Origin of the sequence: Enterobacter sp. 50588862, assembly GCF_001462935.1 — a bacterium.
GTDB classification, from domain to species: domain Bacteria; phylum Pseudomonadota; class Gammaproteobacteria; order Enterobacterales; family Enterobacteriaceae; genus Enterobacter; species Enterobacter bugandensis.
Genome location: NZ_LNHM01000028.1, coordinates 72,393 through 97,138, shown reverse-complemented (window position 1 = coordinate 97,138; position 24,746 = coordinate 72,393). Strand labels below are relative to the sequence as shown.

Genomic DNA, 24,746 nt, shown 5'->3' with positions numbered 1-24,746 from the left:
TACTGTTGTACTTCTGGTGCTACCCCAATGACGCTGACCTCTTCCCGCAACGCCCTGCGACTACGCATGTGGGCATTGTTTATGTTCTTCTTTATTCCCGGTCTGCTGATGGCCTCCTGGGCCACACGCACGCCCGCCATACGCGATATTTTGTCCGTCTCCACCGCGGAGATGGGCATCGTGCTGTTCGGCCTGTCGATAGGCTCCATGAGCGGCATTCTCTGCTCCGCGTGGCTGGTGAAGCGCTTTGGCACGCGGGCGGTGATCCGCACCACCATGTGCTTCGCGGTGTTCGGGATGGTAGTGCTGAGCGTGGCGCTGTGGTTTGCCTCGCCGGTGCTGTTTGCCCTGGGGCTGACGGTATTTGGCGGCAGCTTCGGCTCGGCAGAGGTTGCGATTAACGTTGAAGGGGCGGCGGTCGAGCGCGAGATGAACAAAACCGTGCTGCCCATGATGCACGGCTTTTACAGCCTCGGCACGCTCGCCGGCGCGGGCGTCGGGATGGCGCTGACGGCCTTTGGCATGAGCGCGAATCTGCATATCCTGCTGGCGGCGCTGGTATGCATCATTCCGATCCTGACCGGCATTCGGGCGATCCCGAACGGTACCGGCAAGAATTCCGCTGAAGAACAGCATTCGACGGAAAAAGGGCTGCCCTTCTACCGCGATTTCCAGCTGATGCTCATCGGCGTGGTGGTGCTGGCGATGGCCTTCGCGGAAGGTTCTGCCAACGACTGGCTGCCGCTGCTGATGGTGGACGGCCACGGCTTTAGTCCGACCTCCGGCTCGCTGATTTACGCCGGGTTTACGCTGGGGATGACCGTAGGGCGCTTCACCGGCGGCTGGTTTATCGACCGCTATAGCCGCGTGGCGGTAGTGCGCGCCAGCGCCCTGCTCGGCGGCCTGGGTATCGCGATGATCGTCTTTGTGGACGTGGACTGGATTGCCGGGGTCTCGGTGATCCTCTGGGGTCTGGGCGCGTCGCTCGGCTTCCCGCTGACTATTTCGGCCGCCAGCGACACCGGCCCGGATGCCCCAACCCGCGTCAGCGTGGTGGCGACCACGGGCTACCTCGCCTTCCTGGTCGGGCCGCCGCTGCTCGGTTTCCTCGGTGAGCACTACGGGTTGCGCAGCGCCATGCTGGTGGTGTTAGGGTTGGTGATTATCGCGGCGCTGGTGGCGCGCGCGGTGGCAAAGCCGGAAACGGAACAAACGTCAATGGAGAAGGGATATGAGCGTTAAACTGATCGCCGTCGACATGGATGGCACATTCCTGAGTGATGCCAAGACCTATAACCGCCCGCGCTTTCTGGCGCAGTATGCGCGCATGAAGGAGCAAGGCATTCGCTTTGTGGTCGCCAGCGGCAACCAGTATTACCAGCTGATCTCGTTCTTCCCGGAGATCGCGCATGAAATTGCCGTTGTTGCCGAAAACGGCGGCTGGGTGGTCGATGCCGGGGAAGATGTGTTCAACGGCGAGCTGACAAAAGCGCATTTCAGCACCGTGGCCACCGTCTTAAACGACGTCCCCGGCATTGAGATTATCGCCTGCGGGAAAGGCAGCGCCTACACGCTTAAGGCCTATGACGATGCCTTCATTGATATCGCGTCAAAATATTATCACCGCCTCGAAAGGGTGCAGGATTTCAACAGCCTGAACGACATCTTCTTCAAGTTCGGGCTCAACGTTTCCGATGACGAAATTCCGCGCATTCAGGCGCTGCTGCATGAAAAGCTAAGTGACATTATGGTGCCCGTCACCACCGGTCACGGCAGCATTGACCTGATTATCCCCGGCGTGCATAAAGCCAACGGCCTGCGCATCCTGCAAACGCGCTGGGGCATCGAGGACAGCGAAGTGGTGGCCTTTGGTGACAGCGGCAACGACGTGGAGATGCTGCGTCAGTCCGGGTTCAGCTTTGCGATGGCAAATGCCAAGCCGCATATTAAAGCGGAGGCGCGCTTTGAAGCTCCGCATAATAACGAGGAAGGCGTTTTAAACGTGATTGAGAAGGTTTTGAACGGGGAGGCACCGTTTAATTGACCGCGTGCGGTCTGGCGGCCTCGCCCCTCACCCAGGCCCTCTCCCCAATGGGGAGAGGGAAAAAAAGATTATGGTTGCAGGGCGTTTCCGACGCGTTTGTCCTTCAGGAACACCACCATCAGGCCAACCCACAGCGCGCCGTTGGCGAGGTTAAACAGGCTGAACAACCCGTTGCCGCCCAGCGCGTAAGCGTGCTTGCTCACCTCGATACCGACGGTAAAAATCAGCATCTGCAGCATGCCCATCGCCGCAGAGACCGTACCTTTACTCATCTCGCTCGCAAACAGGGTCAGGCGCACCAGGCCAGCGTTCGCCACGCCAATTCCGAAGGCATAAATGCTCAGCCCCGCCGTCATCCACAGGTAGGCGTGGGATGACGCGACGGTCGCTACCGCCGCCAGAATCAGCCCTGCCGCAATCGGCCAGCCGCCCATGATAATCAGTGAACGCACGGTGCGGCGAGACGTCAGACGGGCCAGCACCAGGTTACCGATAATCAACGCGCCAAAGATCGGCACCTGCAGCAGGCCGTACTCGTAGCTGCTGAGCTTTTCACCGCTGATGATAATAACCGGTGACTGCGCGATCCACGCCAGCAGAGGCAGGCTAACGAATCCGGTCGCCAGCGCCCCCGCCACAAAGCGGCCATTTTGCAACACTGCTTTGTAATCCCGGCCCAGCTCTTTCAGCGAGAGTTTTTCGCCCAGACGGGTAGCCGTTTCCGGCATCGCGCGGTGCAGGCCGAAGAACGCGATGGCGGCGAGAACAGCAAAGAGCACAAACATCCCTTCCCACGGCGCAACGTGCACCCACGCGGCCCCCACCAGCGGCCCGAGTAAGGGGGCGATCAGCGCCACGTTAGCCATCAGCGCGGTAATTTTGATACACACCGCCTCCTCAAACGACTCCTGGATGGCGGCATACCCCACGGCGCCGATAAAGCACAGGCTCACCCCCTGCAGGAAACGCAGCAGGGTAAATTGTTCAATGTTTTGCGCCAGCAGCGTGGCGAGGCAGGTAACGATAAACCACACCACGCCCGTCAGCATCACCGGACGGCGCCCAATACGATCCGACAGCGGGCCTAACAGCCACTGCAAAAACATGCCGCCAGCCAGATAGGCGGTCATGGAGGTCGGCACCCACTCGATTCCCGCGTTGTACTGCTCCACAACGGCCAGCATACCGGGCTGGATCATATCGTTGCCGATATAGGTAGAGAATTCGTAGAGCACCAGACACAGAGGGAAAAGCAACGCCTGACGACCCAGACGTGAACCAGAAGAAGAACGGTTTAACATGCAATCTCTTTATAATGACAAAATCGCGACGAGTGTAATGAAATGCCGCAATCCGAGATAGTGATTTATCGAGGAGAAACAGAAATAAAGCACATATCGTCTTCGTTTAAGGTTTCCTTAAGTTGACAGATTTATGATAGCGCGATTACTCGTCAATGATCCCTAATTATGGCACTCACTTCCAGCCGTTCAGAATTGTCTAACTTACAGACTAATAAGACAAAACAGCTTTACCGCTTACCGTCCCGCTTTTATGGTTATCAGCTTTTGGTGCTAGTAGCGCTTGCCGTGGTGTTTACGTGGCTATCGCGCGATGAAGCGCTCGACAGATGGATCACCGGTTTTTGGTATGACGCGGCGACACAGACTTTCCCGCTGCAGAAAGACCACCTGCTGGATCTGCTGAACCATCGTCTGGCGAAGTACATTGCGATTGCCTTAGGCGCCGTGGCGCTGCTTTACGGCGCTTACAAACGTAACGCAAGGCTTGTAACAGCCGCGCTGCTGATGGGGCTTGGCGCGCTGGTGGTTGGCGTGCTGAAAAGCATCAGCCACCACAGCTGCCCGTGGGATCTGGTGGAATATGGCGGTCAGGCCGTGTCTTACCCCTTGTTCAGCGCCGTTCCGGCAGACAGCGGCCCGGGCCGCTGCTTCCCGGGTGGCCATTCTTCCAGCGGCTTTATGGTGATGGGGCTGTTTTTTGCCTTCTGGCGCGAGCGTCCGCGTCTCGCCTGGAGCTTTGTGGTCCTTGGCGCGGTTCTGGGTCTGGCGATGGGCTTCGGCCAGGTGATGCGCGGGGCACATTTTTTCTCTCACAACCTGTGGGCCGGGTGGTGGGTCTGGTTTTCCCAGGTGGCGGTCTACGGGCTGGTTTCCACCCGGTTTGCAAAAGAGTGATTACGCTATGCTAGAGAATCTGAATTATCAGCTGTTTTATCTGATCAACGCCACCCCGGCCTCGCCAGAGTGGATGATTGATTTTGCCACCTTTCTGGCGAAAGACCTTATCAGCATCGTGCCTGCGCTGGCTGCCATTCTCTGGCTGTGGGGGCCGCGCAGCCAGGTTAAGGCACAGCGCCAGTTGGTGATCAAAGTCGCGATGGCGCTCGGGGTAAGCGTGCTGGTCAGCTATCTTCTAGGCCACGCGTTCCCGCACGATCGTCCTTTTGTCGATCGCATTGGCTACACCTTCCTGCACCACGCGCCGGATGACTCTTTCCCGAGCGATCACGGTACGGTTATCTTCACCTTCGCGCTGGCTTTCCTGTTCTGGCATCGCCTGTGGTCGGGTGCGGTGCTCATGGTGGTCGCTGTGGCTATCGCCTGGTCGCGCGTTTACCTTGGCGTCCACTGGCCGCTGGATATGGTAGGCGGTTTCCTGGTGGGGCTGATTGGCTGCGTGAGCGCGGCTATCCTGTGGAATCTCTTCGGTGAGGCGCTCTACCGCGGGCTTTCTTCGCTCTATCGCGCCATTTTTGCCATCCCGATCCGTAAGGGCTGGATACGTGACTAATCCCAACCGGACAGGTTACACTGAGCCCCCGCCCTGCGGGGGCTCACTTTTTTATCCCGAGGAACTATGGAAACACGTCGCGATGACCGCATTGCTCAGCTGCTGCAGGCGCTGAAGCGCAGCGATAAGCTGCATCTGAAGGAAGCCGCCAACCTCCTCGGCGTCTCAGAGATGACCATTCGTCGCGATCTGAACAGCGACAGCGCCCCCGTGGTACTGCTGGGCGGGTACATCGTCCTTGAGCCGCGCAGCGCCAGCCATTATCTGATCAGCGACCAGAAGACGCGTCTGGTTGAAGAGAAGCGCAAAGCCGCGCGCCTTGCGGCTACGCTGGTTCAGCCGCACCAGACGCTGTTTTTTGACTGCGGCACCACCACGCCGTGGATTATCGAAGCCATCGACAGCAGCATTCCCTTTACCGCCGTGTGCTACTCCCTGAACACCTTTCTGGCGCTTCAGGAGAAACCCGAGTGCCGGGTGATCCTCTGCGGCGGCGAGTTTCACGCCAGCAACGCCATCTTTAAACCGCTTAACCTGCAGGACACGCTCAGCAACCTCTGCCCGGACATCGCGTTTTATTCCGCCGCGGGCGTCAATGTGCGCCAGGGTGCAACCTGCTTTAATCTGGAGGAGCTGCCGGTCAAGCACTGGGCGTTAAATGCCGCGCAGTATCATGTGCTGGTGGTCGATCACAGCAAGTTTGGCAAGGTGCGTTCGGCAAGAATGGGCGAGCTGGCGCAGTTTGACGCCATCGTCAGCGATTGCCGCCCCGATGACGAGATTGTGGCCCATGCAAAGGCACAGCAGGTGAAGTTGATGTATTGAGGTTATGCCGGGTCAGCGCAGCGCCACCCGGCATAAAACTTAACTAAACCAGCTGCCAAACCAGCTATGGAATTTCATCAACACGAAATCCCACATCCGGCTGAAGAAGCCGCCCTCTTCCACCGCTTCCATCACAATCAGCGGACGCTGTTCAATCGACTTGCCGTTTAGCTGGAAATCAATCGTCCCAACCACCTGGCCTTTTTTCAGCGGCGCGGTGAGCTGCGGTTCGGTCAGGGTATAGCTTGCTTTCAGGTTTTTCAGCTGACCGCGTGGAATGGTCACGGAACCGGCCTCACCCGCCCCCAGATTCACCTCGCTCTTGTCACCAAACCAGACGCGCTGGCTGACGAACGTGGCATCAGGTTTAATCGGCGTCACGGTTTCATAGAAGCGGAAGCCCCAGGTCAGCAGTTTTTCTGACTCGTTAAAGCGGATGCGGTCGGTTTTGGTGCCCAGCACCACCGAGATCAGGCGCATATCGCCCTGCGTCGCGGAGGCCACCAGGTTGTAGCCCGCGCCGGCCGTGGTGCCGGTCTTCATTCCGTCCACGTTAACGTTGCTACTCCACAGCAGGCGGTTACGGTTCGGCTGGCGAATTTTGTTGAAGGTAAACTCTTTCTCTTTGTGGATGGCGTATTCATCCGGCACGTCGTGGATCAGCGCTTTTCCCAGCAGCGCCATGTCGCGCGCGGTACTGAACTGTCCCGGCGCATCCAGGCCGTGGACCGTTTTGAAGGTGGTGTTGGTTAAGCCGAGCTTTTGCGCATAGCCATTCATCAAACCAATGAAAGAATCCTGACTGCCGGCAACGTAGTCGGCCAGCGCGATACACGCATCATTTCCCGACTGAATGATTACCCCTTTGTTCAGATCGGAGACGGAGACCTGATCGCCTGGCTTCAGGAACATCACCGACGAGCCCCGCAGCGCCGGGTTGCCGGTAGCCCAGGCATCCTTCCCGATGGTGACCATATCGTCCAGCTTGATCTTGCCCGCTTTTAACGCCTGCCCGACCACATAGCTGGTCATGATTTTGGTCAGGCTGGCCGGATCGAGTTTCTCATCCGCATTGCCTTCCGCCAGCACTTTACCGCTGGAATAGTCCATCAGGATCCAGGCGCGCGCGTCCACAGGCGGCGCTTCGGGCGCAGCCTGTTCAGCCGCGTAGAGTGTTGGTGCAAACAGGAAAAGGAGCGCAGAGCCTGCCGCCAGGCTGCGCAGAGAAGTCATTTTTCGCGTCATAAATGCCACCCGAGTGTCCATTCAAAAATTACGTCACATCACCGTGTCGCAAGAAGCGATGAGTAATAGCGCACTAAAACGGTTAAAGAAACCCAACGAGGGTAAAGTTATTAAAGTTTATGCAATAACATTCATTTACGCTTTGATTCAGGCGATTTTTTTGTCTTCTGTTGCGTAATTGTTAGGTTTATCTCACCATGGCAAAAAGCCGAACCGGATTCACACTCATCAGGAGTAAATATGATTACGCTGTGGGGCAGGAATAATTCGACCAACGTTAAGAAAGTGCTCTGGACGCTGGAGGAACTGGATTTACCGTTTAACCAAATCATGGCTGGCATGTCGTTCGGCGTGAACAAAGAGGCCGACTATCTGGCGATGAACCCGAACGGCCTGGTGCCGCTGCTGCGTGATGACGAAACAGACGCAACGCTTTGGGAGTCCAACACCATTGTGCGTTACCTCGCCGCCCAGTACGGTCTTGGCCGCCTGTGGGTTGAAAACCCGGCGCAGCGCGCGCAGGGTGAGAAGTGGATGGACTGGGCAAATCAGACGCTCTCTCCCGTTCACCGCGTGATCCTGATGGGGCTGGTGAGAACCCCTGAAGCCGAGCGCGACTACCCCGCCATTCATGCCGCGCAGGATGCCTGCGAAAACCTGTTTGCGATGATGGACGATGAGCTGGCGAAGCACGCCTGGTTCTCCGGCGATACGTTCGGCGTGGGGGACATTGCCGTAGCGCCGTTCGTCTGGAACCTGACTAACCTCGGTCTGAAATGGACGCCGCGCCCGAACCTTGACCGCTGGCTTAAGCAGCTTGGCGAGCGCCCGGCGTACCGTAACGTGGTTATGATCCCGGTCACCTGATTACGCACCGGACGGGCTGACTTTTAACAGCTGCCCGTCCGTTTCGTCGGTCAGGACATACAGATAGCCATCCGGCCCCACCCGCACATCGCGAATACGCTGCTCCCGGTCGCCCAGGATCCGCCCGTCCTCCGTCACCTTATTGCCGTCCACGCTCAGCACGATAACGTCCTTTTCCTTTAGCGCCCCGATAAACAGCTTGTTTTTCCACTGCGGGAACACGTCGCTATTATAGAACGCCATGCCGCTGACCGCGGGCGACACTTTCCAGACAAACAGCGGCTTTTCGGCTCCCTCAACGTGCTCGCCTTTGGCTTCCGGGATTTTCAGCCCGCTGTAGTTAATGCCGTGCGTCGCCAGCGGCCAGCCGTAATTTTTGCCCTTCTCCGGGATGTTGATTTCATCCCCGCCGCGCGGGCCGTGCTCGTTCAGCCACAGCGTGTCGCTCCACGGGTTCATCGCCATCCCCTGCGGGTTACGAATGCCGTACGACCAAATTTCCGGCCGCGCGCCGGAGGTGTTCACAAAGGGGTTATCCGGCGGCACTTTACCGTCTTCGGTGAGGCGCACCACTTTACCCTGCAGCTTGTCCAGATCCTGCGCCGTCGGGCGCTGGTTGTTCTCGCCGAGTCCAATAAAGAGATACCCTTTGCCGTCGAACACCAGTCGCCCACCAAAATGGTTACCGGTAGAGAGTTTCGGCATCTGGCGGAACACTACCTGGAATCCCTCGATGCGGGAAAGATCGTCGCTCAGGCGACCATAGCCCACCGCCGTTCCGGCCTTGCCGTCACGCCCGGCTTCGGCGTAGCTCAGCCAGACGCGGCGCGACTTTTCAAAATCAGGTGCCAGCACCACGTCCAGCAGTCCTCCCTGGCCGTTCGCCCACACCTTCGGCACGCCGACAATGGGATCGGAAAGTCCTTTCCCGGCCTGCCAGCGCTTGAGCTGCCCGCCCTTAAGAGTGACCAGTAAACCGTCATTACCCGGCAGGAACGCCATCGACCAGGGGTGATCGAGTCGGTTTTGCAGCACCTCAACCTTTACCGCCTCTGGCGCAGCAAGAAGCGAAAACGGAATAAACAATGCAGGCAGGAAAATCAACGAGGATCGAGGCATAAAGCGCTCCTTTTTCGGCATATGGCATAAAGATTAGCCATTACCTCCGGGCGCGTTACCACTTTTACAAAAGCTTAATCAGAGGGGGGAGTTGCCTCCCCCCGAACTCAGTGCTGTGCAAGCGTCTCGTACTTGTTAAGACACATGATGCAAAGAGAGAGCGTTGTCAGGCAGTTTTCAAGCTTCTCCGCGTTAACAGCGATAAAATTTGGGCAGTCGTGGCGTCCGTTCATCAAACATACCCCTGCAATGGAGAGCACCTCAGCGGCGCGACGCAGCACCATCAGCTCGCATTCATCGTATTCCGTCTTCAGGGTCGGTGCTTTTTCACGCATGAAATTACACAGTTCAAACAGATTATCACGCAGATGTTCGCTTTCGCTGACTGACATATAGCCCTTTGCCTTCCTGAGCTGCAGATAGGCGGCCAGGTCGATTCGGGCGTTGATCAGCTTGTTAAGCAGATCGCGTTTCAGTCTGTCAACGGACATGCTATTTCCTCCTCTGTCAGCCATGTTGCACATTCAGAATAAGCTCATTTTTTGTACAGTTTAATGCCTGAGATCAATTATTCTTAACTGATTAACATTATTTACAATGTTACAACCTCGGCCTGGCGCATCCGCCTTGCAAAGAGTGTATAAATCCCCCGCGATACGCTGTAAAATCCCGCCCTGATAACTCCATAATTGATGAATTTTTAACCTATGAGCAATGTTACGCACCAGCCGAAAATCGGCTTCGTCTCCCTGGGCTGCCCGAAAAACCTGGTGGATTCCGAACGCATCCTGACCGAACTGCGCACCGAAGGCTATGACGTGGTGCCAAGCTACGACAACGCCGATATGGTGATCGTTAACACCTGCGGGTTTATCGACAGCGCGGTCCAGGAGTCACTGGAAGCCATCGGTGAAGCGCTGACCGAAAACGGCAAAGTGATTGTTACCGGCTGCCTGGGCGCGAAAGTGGACCAAATCCGCGAAGTGCACCCGAAGGTGCTGGAGATCACCGGCCCGCACAGCTACGAGCAGGTGCTGGAACATGTTCATCACTACGTGCCAAAACCAAAGCACAACCCGTTCCTGAGCCTGGTGCCGGAACAGGGCGTGAAGCTGACGCCGCGTCACTACGCCTACCTGAAAATTTCTGAAGGCTGCAACCATCGCTGCACCTTCTGCATCATCCCGTCCATGCGTGGCGATCTGGTGAGCCGTCCGATTGGCGAAGTGCTGGCGGAAGCGAAACGTCTGGCCGACGCGGGTGTGAAGGAGCTGCTGGTCATCTCCCAGGACACCTCAGCTTATGGAGTAGACGTTAAACACCGCTCCGGTTTCCACAACGGCGAGCCGGTGAAAACCAGCATGGTGGGCCTGTGCGAGCAGTTGGCTAAGCTCGGTATCTGGACACGTCTGCACTACGTCTACCCGTACCCGCACGTTGACGACGTCATCCCGCTGATGGCGGAAGGCAAAATTCTGCCGTACCTGGATATCCCGCTGCAGCACGCCAGCCCGCGTATCCTCAAGCTGATGAAACGCCCTGGCTCCGTTGACCGCCAGCTGGCGCGCATCAAGCAGTGGCGTGAAATCTGTCCGGATCTGACCCTGCGCTCCACCTTTATCGTCGGCTTCCCGGGTGAAACCGAAGAAGACTTCCAGATGCTGCTCGACTTCCTGAAAGAAGCCCGTCTGGACCGCGTCGGCTGCTTCAAGTACAGCCCGGTGGAAGGCGCAACCGCCAACGAGCTGGCGGATCAGGTGCCGGAAGAGGTTAAGGAAGAGCGCTGGAACCGCTTCATGCAACTGCAGCAGCAGATCTCTGCTGAACGTCTGCAGGAGAAAGTGGGCCGTGAGATCATGGTTATCATCGACGAAGTGGACGAAGAAGGCGCGATTGGTCGCAGCATGGCGGACGCCCCTGAAATCGACGGCGCGGTGTACCTGAACGGCGAAACCAACGTTAAGCCGGGTGATATTATTCGCGTCAAAGTTGAAAACGCCGACGAGTATGACCTGTGGGGTAGCCGGGTTTAATCTCACTGCACATCTTTTACAGGCCGGGTAAGGCGTAGCCGCCACCCGGCACATTTCACTGCACTACCCCTTTATCCTCGGATCCAGCGCGTCGCGCAGCCCATCCCCCAGCAGGTTAAACGCCAGCACGGTCAGGAAAATCGCCAGGCTCGGGAAGATCGCCACGTGCGGCGCAATCACCATATCGGCCCTCGCCTCGTTCAGCATCGCGCCCCACTCCGGCGTCGGCGGCTGTGCCCCTAACCCCAGAAACGACAGGCTGGCCGCCGAAATAATCGACACGCCGATACGCATGGTGAAATAGACCACGATGGACGACACCGTCCCGGGCAGAATATGGCTGAACAGAATGGTGGTATCGCTGGCCCCCATGCTGCGGGCGGATTCAATAAACGTCTGCTGTTTCAGCACCAGCGTGTTGCCGCGCACCAGGCGGGCAAAGGCCGGAATCGAAAACACCGCGACCGCGATAATGACGTTCGCCATCCCGCTGCCCATAATGGCGACAACGGCAATCGCCAGCAGAATGCCGGGGAAAGCAAACAGCACGTCGCAGATGCGCATGATGATGCGGTCCCACCAGCCTTCATAATACCCGGCGACGAGCCCCAGCACGGTACCGATAGCTGCGCCGATCAGCACCGCGACTACCCCGGCGGCGAGCGAGATCTGCGCCCCCACCAGCACCCGGCTAAAAATATCCCGCCCGAGAGAGTCCACGCCGAACCAGTGCAGCATTGAGGGGCCGTCGTTCAGGCGGTCATAGTCAAAGTAGTTTTCCGCATCAAACGGCGCTACCCACGGCGCAACGATCGCCACCGCAATCAGCACCAGCACGAACAGCCCCGCCGCCATTGCGACCGGCTGACGGCGAAAACGTCTCCAGAATTCGGACCACGGGGTGCGGACATGCTCCGGTTTCAGCCCCGGCATCGCGTTCAAAACGGCCTGACGCCGCCAGTTCAACAATCGCATCTTACTTATACCTGATGGCCGGATTAATGGCGGCGTAAAGCACGTCCACCACTAAGTTGATAAGAATAAACTCCAGCGAGAAAAGCAGGACTTCTGCCTGAATCACCGGGTAGTCGCGCATCTCGACGGAATCGACCAGCAGGCGCCCCAGCCCCGGCCAGTTGAAGACCTTTTCCACGACGATAGAGCCACCCAGCAGGAAACCAAACTGCAGTCCCATCATCGTCACCACCGGGATCATCGCATTGCGGAACCCGTGCTTGAGAATGACCCACTTCTCGCTGACCCCTTTCGCCCGCGCGGTGCGAATATAATCTTCGCTCAGCACGTCCACGAACGAGGCGCGGGTAAAGCGGGCCATCACCGCCGAAACGGCAGCGCCCAGCGTCATGGAGGGCAGAATATAATGCTTCCAGGTATCGGCCCCGACGGTCGGCAGCCAGCCCAGTTCAACGGAGAAGATTTGCATCAGCAGCATCCCCAGCGCGAATGCCGGGAAGGAGATGCCGGTCACCGCCAGGGCCATGCCGAGCTTGTCCGGCCAGCGGTTGCGCCAGACGGCCGCAATAATCCCCGCGCCCAGCCCAAACGCCACCGCCCAGCCCATGCTGGCAATCGTTAACCAGAACGTGGGCATAAAGCGGCTGGCAATCTCCTCCGACACCGGACGCCGCGACACCATTGAAATACCAAAGTCGCCCTGCAGAACGTTGCACATATAGTGCAGAAACTGCATATACAGCGGCTGGTCGAGGCCCAGCTGTTTACGCACCAGCTCAATGACGGTGGCATCCGCTTCGGGCCCGGCTACCAGACGCGCCGGATCGCCCGGCAGCATGTGGACAAACAAAAACACCAGCACCGCCACTATCAGCAGCGTCGGGATAAGCCCCAGCAGACGTTTACAAACATAATTCAGCATGAGGTTTATTTTAAATCCGCATCGTCAAAGCTAAAGCCGGTGTCCGGCATGATGTAGAACCCGGTCAGCGCTTTGTTATGGGCTGAAACCAGTTTCTCCACCACCAGCGGTACCCACGGCGACTCTTTCCAGATAATGTCCTGCGCGTCCTTGTAGAGGCGGGCTTTCTCTTCCGGTTTGGTGGTTTTCAGGGCATCGGCCAGGTCTTTGTCCACCTGCGGATTGCTGTAAAACGCGGTGTTGAACAGGGTTGGCGGCCAGTTCTGCGAGGCGAACAGCGGCGACAGCGCCCAGTCGGCTTCACCGGTAGAGGCCGTCCAGCCGGTGTAGAACATTCGCACGCCGCTCTCTTTCTGCCCTTTCCCCTCCACTTCTGCCGCACGCTGCCCGGCATCCATCGCGGTCACCTGCGCCTTAATCCCCACTTGCGCCAGCTGCTGCTGGGTGAACTGCAGCACCTTCTGGGCGGTGCTGTGATTGTGCGACGACCACAGCGTGGTGCTGAAGCCGTTCGGGAAACCCGCCTCTTTCAGCAGCTCGCGCGCTTTGGCCGGATCGTACGGCCACGGCTGATAACTTTGCGCATACGCAATAGACGGCGGCAGCACGCCGGTGGCCGGGGTGGCATAACCCGCAAAAGCGACCTTCACCAGCGCCTGACGGTTAATGGCATAGTTGATGGCTTCACGCACCTTCGGGTTATCGAACGGCTTCTGCGTGACGTTCATGCTGATGTAGCGCTGCATGATAGACGGGCTGGCAACCAGCTCCAGCTTGCTGTTTTTCTGCAGAATGGCGGCCTGCTCATACGGGATGGGGAAGGCAAACTGCGCCTCGCCGGTTTGCAGCATTGCCGCGCGGGTGTTGTTATCCACCACCGGACGCCAGGTGATGGTGTCCAGCTTCGGCAGACCCTGCTGCCAGTATCCCGCGAATTTTTTCACCTTCACAAAATCGGTCTGGTTCCAGGTGAGCAGCTCGTACGGCCCGGTTCCCACCGGGTGGAAGCCGATCTCTTTACCGTACTTTTTCAGCGCGGCGGGCGAGATCATCGCCGTCGCCGGATGCGCCAGGATATTGATAAACGCGGAGAATGGCTCTTTCAGGGTGATTTTTACCGTTGCCGGGTCGACTACCTCGGTGCTGGCGATATTTTTATACAGGTTATAGCGCTTGAGGCTGTTTTGAGGATTGCTGGCACGGTCGAGGTTGACCTTTACCGCCTCCGCATTGAAATCAGTCCCGTCCTGGAATTTCACGCCGGAACGGAGCTTGATGGTATAGACCAGCCCGTCGTCGGATACGGTGTACCCCTCCGCCAGCACATTTTTCAGCTTCATCTCTCTGTCGAGACCAAACAGCCCCTGATAGAACGATTTCGCCACCGCCTGGGAGAGCGTGTCGTTGGCGTCGTACGGATCGAGAGTAGTGAAGTTAGAGCCGACGGCAACCACCACGTCTTTGGCGGCGAACGCGGGGGCAGCGGCCAGGGCTGCCGTCACGCTCGCGGCTAACAACCATTTACGCGCTACAAATGTAACCATTGTGTTCTCCTGCCTGTTGTAAGTTATAACCGTGAGAAGGCATTGTCCTGGCGCGGCGGAGCCACGAAGTGGCCCGGACCAACCTCACGCAGCGTGACGCGCTCCACGGCTTCGCCGCGTTTACGAATGTTGCTCGGCATCTCATCCTGCAGCAGCACGCGCTGGCCGTGGCGGTGCGCGGGATCGGCAACCGGGACCGCCGCAATAAGCTTGCGGGTGTAGGGGTGCTGCGGATTCTCAAACACCGCCCTTCGCGGGCCAATCTCCACGATCTGCCCCATAAACATCACCGCCACGCGGTGGCTGATGCGCTCTACCACCGCCATATCGTGCGAGATAAACAGGAAGGCAATCCCCATATCCCGCTGTAAATCCAGCAGTAAGTTGATAATTTGCGCCCGGATCGAGACATCCAGCGCCGAGACGGACTCATCCGCAATCACCACCTTCGGGTTCAGCGCCAGCGCGCGGGCGATGCAGATACGCTGCCGCTGCCCGCCGGAAAACTCGTGCGGATAACGCCAGGCGTGTTCCGGCTTCAGGCCAACGCGCTCCAGCAGCCAGGCCACGCGACGCTGCGCCGCCTCGCCGTCGAGCAGGTTATGCACCCGCAGCGGCTCCATAATTGAGTACCCTACCGTATGGCGCGGGTCGAGAGAGGCATACGGATCCTGGAAGATAAACTGAATATCTCGCCGTATCGCCTGTAATTTATTATCTGGCAGGGTGTCGATACGTTCACCGTTAAAGGTTATCGTCCCCTCCTGGGTCTCCACAAGCCTGAGCAGCGCCCGCCCGGTGGTGGATTTCCCGCAGCCGGACTCTCCTACCAGCGCCAGCGTTTCACCCGGCCAGAGATCGAAACTGACGTTTTCCACCGCATGCACTTCGCGCTTCAGGCGGTTGAAAATTCCGCTGCGCAGCGGAAAGCGGGTCACCAGATTGCGCACTTCGAGTATCGGTTTGCCCGACACCACGGTGTCCTGCTCGCCTTCATCCTCCTGCGGCTCTGTCGCCTCCAGGGAAATCAGCGGAAAACGGCGCGGCAAATCGCTGCCGTTCATCGCCCCAAGCCGCGGCACCGCCGCCAGCAGCGCTTTGGTGTAAGGATGCTCGGGGGCATGGAAAATCTGCTCGACCGCACCGGTTTCCACAGCATTGCCCTTATGCATCACCAGCACCCGATCGGCGATGTCAGCCACTACGCCCATATCGTGGGTGATGAAAATCACCCCCATCTCCATCTCCTGCTGCAGCACTTTGATGAGCTGCAGGATCTGCGCCTGAATCGTCACGTCCAGCGCCGTCGTCGGCTCATCGGCGATCAGCACCGCCGGACGGCAGGAGAGCGCCATGGCAATCATCACCCGCTGGCGCATGCCGCCGGAAAGCTGATGCGGGTAGCGCCCCAGAATGGCCTGCGCCTCCGGAATGCGCACCAGCTCCAGCATGCGTCGGGCCTCTTTGAGCGCCTCATCGCCGCTCAGCCCCTGATGCAGCCGGATGGACTCGGCAATTTGTTCCCCGACCGGGAACACCGGGTTGAGCGAGGTCATCGGCTCCTGGAAGATCATCGCGATATCCGCCCCGCGCACGCCCTGCATCTGCGCGCCGCTCAGCTCGTTTAAATCGATGACCTGACGGTTACGGCGGCGCAGGAGCATTTTCTCGCTGCTGATTTGCCCGCCCGTCTGTTCCAGCAGGCGCATCAGCGCCAGCGCGGTGACCGATTTACCGGAGCCGGATTCGCCAACAATAGCCAGCGTCTCGCCGCGCCTGAGCGAGAACGATAAATTCTGTACTGCGGGGATGAACTGCCGCTCTTCCTGAAACGCAATATTCAGCTGATGGACAGCCAGCACCTCGCGGTTGTCCAGTTCTTCAGTGTGCGGCACGCGCTGCCCCCTTATTCACGATAGATGCCCGTGCTCGGCTCATCACCGGCATAACCCCAGGCGCGGTACATGCCTTCGCTGTTGAAAGGCAGGGCCACGTTGCCCTCACGATCGACCGCAATCAGCCCGCCGACGCCGCCCAGGGCAGGTAATTTTTCCATCACCACGCGCTCGCAGGCCTCGCTCAGGCTTAAACCGCCGTAATCCATCAGCGCGGTGATGTCGTAGGCCGCGAGGGCGCGAATAAACACTTCCCCGGTGCCGGTACACGACACCGCCGCCGTGGCGTTATTGGCATAGCAGCCCGCGCCGGGCAGCGGGCTGTCGCCGACGCGTCCCGGCAGCTTGTTGGTCATGCCGCCCGTTGACGTCGCCGCCGCGAGGTTACCGGCTTTATCGAGCGCCACCGCGCCGACCGTGCCCATTTTGGTGGTTTCATCCAGCGGCGCAGTATGGTCAAGCTGCGTTATGCCCGCCGTACGGGCTTCCAGCAGCTGCTGATAGCGTTCTTCCGTGGAAAACAGATCCGGCGATACCGGTTCCATTCCGTGCTCAAAGGCAAATTTTTCCGCCCCGGCGCCCGCCAGCAGAACGTGCGGGCTCTCCTCCATCACCAGACGCGCCGCCAGCACCGGATTTCGCAGATGGCTCACGCCTGCCACGGCGCCCGCCTTCAGGGTGACGCCGTCCATCACGCAGGCGTCCAGCTCGTGGGTTTCATCCCGGGTAAAGACCGAACCTATTCCGGCATTAAAGAGCGGACACTCTTCCAGCAGGCGCACCGCCTCGGTGACCACATCCAGCGCGCTCTCGCCCGCTTCCAGCATTTTCTGGCCCGTTTCCACAATGGCGTACAGCGCGTCAATGTAGCGCTTTTCCTGCTCGGGACTGAGCTGTGCACGGGTGATTGCCCCTGCGCCGCCATGAATTGCGATTACCGCATTAACCATTCGCATCACCCGTTAGCCTGATTCGCGGCTTTTTCTATAAATATCATTATCGTCGATGAAACTTCAGATGATTTTTGAATATAGAAAGACGCAACAGTGATGTAAAGCGTACACCCATCGGGTCATACAGTTAGCCGCACTTTTCTGCCATAATGGGCGCTTTCGTTGTTACTCCGCAGGAGCCCACCATGGATTTTACCGCCGGACTGATGCCGCTTGAGACGGCACTCTCGCAGATGCTTGACCGTATTTCTCCGCTGCATGACGTTGAGACGCTGCCGCTTGTGCGCTGTTTTGGTCGTATTGCCGCGCGCGATATCGTCTCGCCGATGAACGTGCCGGGGTTCGATAACTCCGCGATGGACGGTTACGCGGTGCGCCTGGCGGATCTCCAGACGGGTAACGCCCTGCCGGTGGCGGGTAAAGCCTTTGCGGGCCAGCCGTTTGGCGGCGAATGGCCAGCGGGCACCTGCGTGCGCATCATGACCGGCGCGCCGGTTCCGCAGGGCTGCGATGCCGTGGTGATGCAGGAAGAGACCGAGCAGACCGACGACGGCGTGCGTTTTACCGCGAACGTTAAAGCGGGCCAGAACATCCGCCGCACGGGCGAAGACATCACCCTCGGCGCGACCGTTTTTGCCGCCGGGCAGAAATTGACGGTAGGTGAACTGCCGGTGCTGGCCTCGCTCGGCATCGCGGAAGTTGACGTTGTCCGCAAGGTGCGCGTGGCGGTCTTCTCCACCGGCGACGAGCTGCAGCTTCCGGGCCAGCCGCTGCAGGACGGCCAGATTTATGACACCAACCGCCTGGCGGTACACCTGATGCTGGAGCAGCTGGGCTGCGAGGTGATTAACCTCGGCATCATTCCAGACGACCCGGAAAAACTGCGCGCGGCGTTTATCGAGGCGGACAAATCCGCCGACGTGGTCATCAGCTCCGGCGGCGTCTCCGTGGGCGAAGCGGATTACACTAAAACCCTTCTTGAAGAGCTGGGCGAAATCGCCTTCTGGAAGCTGGCGATTAAGCCGGGCAAACCGTTCGCGTTTGGCAAGCTTCCGCACAGCTGGTTCTGCGGCCTGCCGGGTAACCCGGTCTCTGCGGCGCTCACCTTCTACCAGCTGGCGATCCCGCTGCTGGCGAAGCTTTCCGGCAACAAAGCCAGCCCGCTGCCGGAGCGCCTGCGCGTGCGTGCCGCTACGCGCCTGAAAAAATCGCCGGGTCGTCTCGATTTCCAGCGCGGCATTCTGGCGCGCGGCGCGGACGGTGAGCTCGAAGTGAGCACCACCGGACATCAGGGCTCGCACATTTTCAGCTCCTTCAGCCAGGGCAACTGCTTTATCGTGCTGGAGCGCGAGCGCGGCAACGTGGAAGCCGGCGAATGGGTTGAGGTTGAGCGCTTTAACCACCTGTTCGGAGGCTGACATGACGGTGGAGCTGAGCGACCAGGAGATGATGCGCTACAACCGCCAGATCGTGCTGCGCGGGTTTGACTTCGAGGGCCAGGAAGCGCTTAAGGCAGCCAATGTGCTGGTCGTCGGTCTCGGCGGGCTGGGCTGCGCCGCCGCGCAGTATCTTTCGGCGGCGGGCGTGGGCAGGATGACGCTGTTGGATTTCGATACCGTCTCGGTGTCCAACCTGCAGCGCCAGACGCTGCACAGCGACGCGACGGTTGGCCAGCCGAAAGTGGACTCTGCCCGCACGGCGCTGGCGCGCATCAACCCCAACGTTCAGTTCACCCTGATTGACGCGATGCTGGATGACGACGCGCTGTTCGCGCAGATTGCGCAGCACGATCTGGTGCTCGACTGCACCGATAACGTCGCCGTCCGTAACCAGCTGAACGCGGGCTGTTTTGCCCACAAAATCCCGCTGGTCTCCGGCGCGGCAATCCGCATGGAGGGGCAAATCAGCGTCTTCACGTACGCCGAGTGTGAACCCTGCTACCGCTGCCTGAGCCGTCTGTTTGGCGAGAATGCGCTGACCTGCGTCGAGGCGGGCGTGATGGCACCACTCGTCGGCGTGATTGGCTCATTGCAGGCAATGGAAGCGATTAAAGTGCTGGCACACTACGGCACGCCTGCCGCGGGGAAAATCGTGATGTATGACGCGATGACCTGCCAGTTCCGCGAGATGAAGCTGATGCGCAATCCGGGGTGTGAGGTGTGCGGTGGTTAAAGCAAACGGCAACCTTCAGGTTGCCGTTTTAGTGTTTGCTCCCTCTCCCTGTGGGAGAGGGTTGGGGCGAGGGCATCAGGCCGCCCCCGTCAGATAGACGTCCGTCCAAACGCTCCCTGCCAGTCCTGCTCAAACTTCACGATCGCCGCATCCACCGCAGGGGAAGTAATAAACTGCTGCGCGACGTCCAGCGGTAGCGTGATGGACTCGCACCCTGCCAGCAGGCAGTCCAGCGCCTGACGCGGGGTTTTAAAGCTCGCGGCCAGCACCTTTGACTGCGGCGCGTGCAGCGCCAACAGGTGCTGCAGTTCAATCACGGTCTGGATCCCGTCCCCGCCCTGCGCGTCCACGCGGTTAACGTAAGGGGCCACATACTCTGCTCCGGCCAGGGCGGACAGCATCCCCTGCGCGGCGCCATACACCGCCGTCCCCAGCGTCGGGATCCCTTCTGCTTTCAGCATTTTGATCGCCGCCAGCCCTTCCGCGGTCACCGGCACCTTCACCACCAGGTCGTTAATGATAGCGCGCAGCTTGCGCGCGTCTTCCACCATCCCTTCGGCGGTGGTTGCCATTACCTGCGCAAACAGACGGCCCTTACCGCCCAACGCGTCGTGCAGCGCGGGCAGCAGCTCATCTAGCGGCGTTTTTCCTGCCGCCACAATGCTTGGGTTGGTGGTCACACCCGCCAGCGGGAAGATACGCGCCAGCTTTTTGACTGCCGCAACGTCAGATGTGTCGAGATAAAGTTCCATGATGTCACCCTCAAAAATTAGCCTGCACTTACCCTATCACGATAAAACCTGCTCAAGAGTTGACCTGCATCAAGATAACTTTCATTCGAAAGTCATTTAATCTTCACATGCAACTTGAGGGCAAAAATATGATCTTCAATATTCAGCGTTATTCCACCCACGACGGCCCCGGTATTCGAACCGTGGTGTTCCTGAAAGGCTGCTCGCTGGGCTGTCGCTGGTGTCAGAACCCGGAAAGCCGCTCGCGCAGCCGGGACGTGCTGTTTGACGCGCGCCTGTGTCTGGAAGGCTGCGACCTGTGTCAGCTGGCGGCACCGGGCTGTATCGAACGCGCGCTCAATGGCCTGGTCATCCACCGCGAAAAGCTGAGTGAAGAGACGCTTAATGCCCTCACTGACTGCTGTCCAACGCAGGCGCTTACCGTCTGCGGTGAAGAGAAGAAGGTGGACGAGATCATGGCCACCGTGCTGCGCGACAAACCCTTTTATGACCGCAGCGGCGGCGGGATCACCCTCTCCGGCGGCGAGCCGTTTATGAACCCGGAGCTGGCGCACGCCCTGTTCAAGGCCAGCCACGAACAGGGTATCCACACCGCCGTCGAAACCTGCCTTCACGTGCCGTGGCATTATATCGAGCCGTCATTACCGTACGTCGATCTGTTCCTTGCCGACCTTAAGCACGTCGATGGAGCGGTGTTCAAACAGTGGACCGACGGTTCGGCCAAACGGATCCTGGACAACCTGAAGCGCCTCGCCGCTGCCGGGAAAAAGATCACCATCCGCGTGCCGCTGATCCAGGGCTTTAACGCCGATGAAGCGTCCATCACAGCCATTGCCAACTTCGCCGCCGACGAACTCGGCGTCGATGATATTCATTTTTTGCCGTATCACACGCTGGGCATGAACAAATACACCCTGCTCGGCCAACCTTACTCTGCCCCTGACAAACCGCTGGATAACCCTGCCCTGCTGGATTTCGCGCAGCAGTACGCCTGCCAGAAAGGGTTAACCGCGACCTTACGAGGATAAACCTATGACCACCCTGAATCTCAACACCCTCAGCGAACGTATTAACGCGCATAAAATGGCGCTGGTGCATATCGTCAAGCCGCCGGTCTGTACCGAGCGCGCGCAGCATTACACCGAAATGTACCAGCAGCACATGGACAAGCCGATCCCGGTGCGTCGCGCGCTGGCCCTGGCACATCACCTGGCGGAACGCACCATCTGGATCAAGCACGACGAGCTGATTATCGGCAACCAGGCAAGCGAAGTGCGCGCCGCGCCGATCTTCCCGGAATATACCGTTTCCTGGATTGAGAAAGAGATTGACGATCTGGCGGACCGTCCGGGTGCAGGCTTCGCGGTGAGCGAAGAGAACAAGCGTGTTCTGCATGAAATCTGCCCATGGTGGCGCGGCCAGACGGTGCAGGACCGCTGCTACGGCATGTTCACCGACGAGCAGAAAGGCCTGCTGGAAACCGGCATCATCAAAGCCGAAGGCAACATGACCTCCGGCGACGCGCACCTGGCGGTAAACTTCCCACTGGTGCTGGAGAAAGGTCTCGACGGCCTGCGCGCCAAAGTGGACGAGCGCCGCTCGCGCATCAACCTGACGGTGCTGGAAGACCTGCACGGCGATCAGTTCCTGAAGGCAATTGATATCGTGCTGGAAGCCGTCAGCCTGCACATCAAACGCTTCGCCGACCTGGCGCGTGAGATGGCGTCTACGGAAACCCGCGAAAGCCGCCGCGACGAGCTGCTGGCGATGGCGGAAAACTGCGACGTGATTGCCCACGAGCCGCCAAAAACCTTCTGGCAGGCGCTGCAGCTGTGCTACTTCATTCAACTGATCCTGCAGATTGAGTCCAACGGCCACTCCGTCTCCTTCGCGCGTATGGACCAGTATCTCTATCCGTACTACCGCCGCGACGTGGAGCTGGACCAGAGCCTGGATCGCGAGCACGCCATCGAGCTGCTGCACAGCTGCTGGCTGAAGCTGCTGGAAGTGAACAAGATCCGCTCCGGCTCGCACTCCAAGGCCTCCGCCGGTAGCCCGCTGTACCAGAACGTCACCATTGGTGGTCAGAAGCTGGTTAACGGCGAGCCGATGGACGCGGTGAACCCGCTCTCCTGGGCGATCCTGGAGTCCTGCGGTCGCCTGCGCTCCACCCAGCCAAACCTGAGCGTGCGCTACCATGCGGGCATGAGCAACGACTTCCTCGACGCCTGCGTGCAGGTGATCCGCTGCGGCTTCGGGATGCCGGCATTTAACAACGATGAAATCGTGATCCCGGAATTTATCAAGCTTGGCGTTGAGCGCGATGATGCCTACGACTACGCGGCCATCGGCTGTATCGAAACCGCAGTGGGCGGCAAGTGGGGCTACCGCTGCACCGGCATGAGCTTTATCAACTTTGCCCGCGTGATGCTCGCCGCGCTGGAAGGCGGCCGCGACGCCACCAGCGGCAAGGTGTTCCTGCCGCAGGAAAAAGCGCTCTCAGCCGGTAACTTCGACAATTTCGAGGAGGTGATGGCGGCGTGGGACAGCCAGATCCGCTACTACACCCGCAAATCCATCGAGATCGAGTACGTGGTGGATACCATGCTGGAAGAGAACGTCCACGACATTCTCTGCTCGGCGCTGGTGGACGACTGCATCGAACGCGCGAAAAGCATCAAGCAGGGCGGCGCGAAGTATGACTGGGTCTCCGGTCTGCAGGTGGGTATCGCCAACCTCGGCAACAGCCTGGCAGCGGTGAAAAAGCTGGTCTTTGAGCAGGGCGCTATCGGTCAGCAGCAGCTGGCGGCGGCGCTGGCGGATGACTTCGACGGGCTGACCCACGAGCAGCTGCGCCAGCGCCTGATCAACGGCGCGCCGAAGTACGGCAACGATGACGATAGCGTGGACATGCTGCTGACCCGCGCCTATCAGACCTACATTGAAGAGCTGAAGCAGTACCACAACCCGCGCTACGGCCGCGGCCCGATTGGCGGTAACTACTACGCGGGCACGTCGTCTATCTCCGCTAACGTGCCGTTCGGCGCGGCAACGATGGCCACGCCGGACGGACGTAAGGCCCACACCCCGCTGGCAGAAGGGGCAAGCCCGGCCTCCGGTACCGACCACCTTGGTCCAACGGCGGTCATCGGTTCCGTGGGTAAACTGCCTACCGAGGCGATTCTCGGCGGCGTGCTGCTTAACCAGAAGCTGAATCCGTCGACGCTGGAAAACGACAGCGATCGTCAGAAGCTGATGGTGCTGCTGCGCACCTTCTTCGAGGTGCATAAGGGCTGGCATATTCAGTACAACATTGTCTCCCGCGAAACGCTGCTGGAAGCGAAGAAGCACCCGGACCAGTACCGCGACCTGGTAGTGCGCGTGGCGGGTTACTCGGCGTTCTTCACCGCCCTGTCGCCGGATGCGCAGGACGATATTATCGCCCGTACTGAGCATACGCTGTAAGAAAACGCCCGGTGGCGCTGCGCTTACCGGGCTTACAGAGTCTCCCCGTAGGCCGGGTAAGGCGAAGCCGCCACCCGGCTTTCTGACTTTCATTCGAAATTAAATTTGTGCTCCCCGTCACCTTGTTATTAGAATGTTTCAAAACGCAGTGACCCAGGAGCACAGTATGACCGTTAAAGTTATCGTCACCGATATGGACGGAACTTTCCTTGATGATGCCAAGCAGTACGATCGTGACCGCTTCCAGGCACAGTTTGAGCAGCTTAAAGCCCGCGATATTGAATTCGTTGTCGCCAGCGGCAACCAGTATTACCAGCTCATCTCCTTCTTCCCCGAGCTGAAAGAGCAGATCTCCTTCGTGGCGGAGAACGGCGCGCTGGTGTTTGACCACGGCGAACAGGTTTTCCACGGCGAGCTGACCCGCCATGAGTCGCAGATCGTTATTGGCGAACTGCTGAAAGACGAAGGGCTGAACTTTGTAGCCTGCGGTCTGGAGAGCGCCTACGTCAGCGACAAAGCCCCGGACGCCTTCGTGGCGCTGATGTCAAAGCACTATCACCGCTTAAAACGCATCAGCGATTACCGCGAAATCGACGACGTGCTGTTTAAGTTCTCCCTGAACCTGCCGGACAGCGATATCCCGAACCTGGTCGATAAACTGCACGTCTCCCTGGACGGCATCATGAAGCCGGTCACCAGCGGTTTCGGTTTTGTCGATTTGATTATCCCCGGCCTGCACAAAGCCAACGGCATCAGCCGCCTGCTGAAACGCTGGAAAATCTCCCCGCAGGAGTGCGTCGGCATTGGCGACAGCGGCAACGATGCCGAGATGCTGAAGCTGGTAAAATACTCTTTTGCGATGGGCAACGCGGCGCAGAGCATTAAAGACATTAGCCGCTACAGCACCGACGATAACAACCATCAGGGCGCGCTGAACGTCATTCAGGCCGTGCTCGACAACCACTCTCCTTTCGACGTTTGATCCTTTCCTCGCCGGAGCCCCGCTCCGGCCTCTCACTCTTTTTTCGTCCTGTGGCTTGCGTCAAGTTTTTAAACTTGCATTAACTTATTTTTAACTTAAAGTATCATTTGTAGACATTTTTACTTTCGAATGAAAGATG

Annotated in this window: 22 protein-coding genes; 12 read left to right on the top strand and 10 right to left on the bottom strand. The window is 59.0% G+C overall.

What is annotated here, in order from left to right; all coding sequences use genetic code 11:
* Nucleotides 1–27: 27 nt before the first annotated feature.
* Nucleotides 28–1,242 (top strand): MFS transporter, encoded by a 1,215-nt coding sequence (locus tag APT89_RS13265; protein ID WP_049136653.1) that lies wholly within the window; start codon nucleotides 28–30, stop codon nucleotides 1,240–1,242.
* Nucleotides 1,232–2,044 carry a Cof-type HAD-IIB family hydrolase gene (locus APT89_RS13260; RefSeq protein WP_060572594.1) on the top strand — a complete coding sequence of 271 codons (813 nt, stop codon included), beginning with the start codon at nucleotides 1,232–1,234 and terminating at the stop codon, nucleotides 2,042–2,044. Before APT89_RS13265 ends, APT89_RS13260 begins: the two co-directional genes overlap by 11 nt.
* 68 nt (nucleotides 2,045–2,112) lie before the next feature.
* Here APT89_RS13260 and APT89_RS13255 read toward each other — a convergent pair whose 3' ends face one another.
* Nucleotides 2,113–3,345, bottom strand: a complete 1,233-nt coding sequence (locus APT89_RS13255) for an MFS transporter (RefSeq protein WP_047362755.1) — start codon at nucleotides 3,343–3,345, stop codon at nucleotides 2,113–2,115.
* Nucleotides 3,346–3,513: 168 nt separating this feature from the next.
* Between APT89_RS13255 and APT89_RS13250 the strand changes: the two genes are divergently transcribed.
* From APT89_RS13250 to deoR, 3 genes are all read left to right on the top strand, one after another.
* Entirely contained in the window at nucleotides 3,514–4,242 is a 729-nt protein-coding gene (locus APT89_RS13250; RefSeq protein WP_041910684.1) for a phosphatase PAP2 family protein, read from the top strand.
* 7 nt (nucleotides 4,243–4,249) lie between these two features.
* The gene (gene ybjG, locus APT89_RS13245) at nucleotides 4,250–4,858 is read left to right on the top strand and encodes an undecaprenyl-diphosphate phosphatase (RefSeq protein ID WP_028012487.1); all 609 of its coding nucleotides are present in this window, start codon (nucleotides 4,250–4,252) and stop codon (nucleotides 4,856–4,858) included.
* Nucleotides 4,859–4,924: 66 nt separating this feature from the next.
* Complete coding sequence (gene deoR / locus APT89_RS13240; RefSeq protein WP_047368171.1) at nucleotides 4,925–5,683, top strand: DNA-binding transcriptional repressor DeoR; 759 nt, start codon at nucleotides 4,925–4,927, stop codon at nucleotides 5,681–5,683.
* A 39-nt stretch (nucleotides 5,684–5,722) separates the two neighbouring features.
* Here the strand turns inward: deoR and dacC are convergent, their stop codons facing one another.
* A complete protein-coding gene (gene dacC, locus APT89_RS13235) occupies nucleotides 5,723–6,928 on the bottom strand; it encodes a serine-type D-Ala-D-Ala carboxypeptidase (protein WP_032644979.1) in 1,206 nt (401 codons plus the stop codon).
* A gap of 240 nt (nucleotides 6,929–7,168) precedes the next feature.
* On the opposite strand from dacC, the gene APT89_RS13230 reads away from it, so the two are divergent.
* Entirely contained in the window at nucleotides 7,169–7,795 is a 627-nt protein-coding gene (locus tag APT89_RS13230; protein WP_028012484.1) for a glutathione S-transferase family protein, read from the top strand.
* Here the strand turns inward: APT89_RS13230 and APT89_RS13225 are convergent, their stop codons facing one another.
* Both APT89_RS13225 and bssR read right to left on the bottom strand, forming a co-directional pair.
* A complete protein-coding gene (locus APT89_RS13225) occupies nucleotides 7,796–8,914 on the bottom strand; it encodes a PQQ-dependent sugar dehydrogenase (protein WP_048957049.1) in 1,119 nt (372 codons plus the stop codon).
* A 107-nt stretch (nucleotides 8,915–9,021) separates the two neighbouring features.
* Nucleotides 9,022–9,405, bottom strand: coding sequence for a biofilm formation regulator BssR (gene bssR, locus APT89_RS13220; RefSeq protein WP_060572592.1), 384 nt, complete (start codon nucleotides 9,403–9,405; stop codon nucleotides 9,022–9,024).
* Between the two features lie 216 nt (nucleotides 9,406–9,621).
* On the opposite strand from bssR, the gene rimO reads away from it, so the two are divergent.
* The gene (gene rimO, locus APT89_RS13215; RefSeq protein WP_041910688.1) at nucleotides 9,622–10,947 is read left to right on the top strand and encodes a 30S ribosomal protein S12 methylthiotransferase RimO; all 1,326 of its coding nucleotides are present in this window, start codon (nucleotides 9,622–9,624) and stop codon (nucleotides 10,945–10,947) included.
* Between the two features lie 63 nt (nucleotides 10,948–11,010).
* Here the strand turns inward: rimO and gsiD are convergent, their stop codons facing one another.
* The 5 genes from gsiD to iaaA are packed head-to-tail and all read right to left on the bottom strand — an operon-like array spanning nucleotide 11,011 to nucleotide 17,233.
* Nucleotides 11,011–11,922: a glutathione ABC transporter permease GsiD gene (gsiD, locus tag APT89_RS13210; protein WP_028012480.1), complete on the bottom strand. Its 912-nt coding sequence runs from the start codon at nucleotides 11,920–11,922 to the stop codon at nucleotides 11,011–11,013.
* A gap of 1 nt (nucleotide 11,923) precedes the next feature.
* Entirely contained in the window at nucleotides 11,924–12,844 is a 921-nt protein-coding gene (gene gsiC / locus APT89_RS13205) for a glutathione ABC transporter permease GsiC (RefSeq protein ID WP_045630942.1), read from the bottom strand.
* A gap of 5 nt (nucleotides 12,845–12,849) precedes the next feature.
* Nucleotides 12,850–14,388, bottom strand: a complete 1,539-nt coding sequence (gene gsiB, locus APT89_RS13200) for a glutathione ABC transporter substrate-binding protein GsiB (protein ID WP_047362754.1) — start codon at nucleotides 14,386–14,388, stop codon at nucleotides 12,850–12,852.
* A gap of 23 nt (nucleotides 14,389–14,411) precedes the next feature.
* Nucleotides 14,412–16,283 (bottom strand): glutathione ABC transporter ATP-binding protein GsiA, encoded by a 1,872-nt coding sequence (gsiA, locus tag APT89_RS13195; RefSeq protein ID WP_045630941.1) that lies wholly within the window; start codon nucleotides 16,281–16,283, stop codon nucleotides 14,412–14,414.
* An 11-nt stretch (nucleotides 16,284–16,294) separates the two neighbouring features.
* Nucleotides 16,295–17,233: a beta-aspartyl-peptidase gene (gene iaaA / locus APT89_RS13190; protein ID WP_045260003.1), complete on the bottom strand. Its 939-nt coding sequence runs from the start codon at nucleotides 17,231–17,233 to the stop codon at nucleotides 16,295–16,297.
* Nucleotides 17,234–17,421: 188 nt separating this feature from the next.
* Between iaaA and moeA the strand changes: the two genes are divergently transcribed.
* Nucleotides 17,422–18,654: a molybdopterin molybdotransferase MoeA gene (gene moeA / locus APT89_RS13185; protein ID WP_028012475.1), complete on the top strand. Its 1,233-nt coding sequence runs from the start codon at nucleotides 17,422–17,424 to the stop codon at nucleotides 18,652–18,654.
* Between the two features lies 1 nt (nucleotide 18,655).
* Nucleotides 18,656–19,408, top strand: a complete 753-nt coding sequence (gene moeB, locus APT89_RS13180; RefSeq protein WP_060572590.1) for a molybdopterin-synthase adenylyltransferase MoeB — start codon at nucleotides 18,656–18,658, stop codon at nucleotides 19,406–19,408.
* A gap of 89 nt (nucleotides 19,409–19,497) precedes the next feature.
* Here the strand turns inward: moeB and fsa are convergent, their stop codons facing one another.
* A complete protein-coding gene (gene fsa / locus APT89_RS13175; protein WP_041910697.1) occupies nucleotides 19,498–20,160 on the bottom strand; it encodes a fructose-6-phosphate aldolase in 663 nt (220 codons plus the stop codon).
* A gap of 128 nt (nucleotides 20,161–20,288) precedes the next feature.
* Between fsa and APT89_RS13170 the strand changes: the two genes are divergently transcribed.
* The 3 genes from APT89_RS13170 to APT89_RS13160 all read left to right on the top strand — a co-directional run bounded on the left by APT89_RS13170 (nucleotide 20,289) and on the right by APT89_RS13160 (nucleotide 24,607).
* Nucleotides 20,289–21,188: a glycyl-radical enzyme activating protein gene (locus APT89_RS13170; protein ID WP_060572587.1), complete on the top strand. Its 900-nt coding sequence runs from the start codon at nucleotides 20,289–20,291 to the stop codon at nucleotides 21,186–21,188.
* A gap of 4 nt (nucleotides 21,189–21,192) precedes the next feature.
* Nucleotides 21,193–23,625: a formate C-acetyltransferase/glycerol dehydratase family glycyl radical enzyme gene (locus tag APT89_RS13165; protein WP_060572585.1), complete on the top strand. Its 2,433-nt coding sequence runs from the start codon at nucleotides 21,193–21,195 to the stop codon at nucleotides 23,623–23,625.
* A gap of 166 nt (nucleotides 23,626–23,791) precedes the next feature.
* The gene (locus APT89_RS13160) at nucleotides 23,792–24,607 is read left to right on the top strand and encodes a Cof-type HAD-IIB family hydrolase (RefSeq protein ID WP_028012470.1); all 816 of its coding nucleotides are present in this window, start codon (nucleotides 23,792–23,794) and stop codon (nucleotides 24,605–24,607) included.
* Nucleotides 24,608–24,746 lie beyond the last annotated feature (139 nt).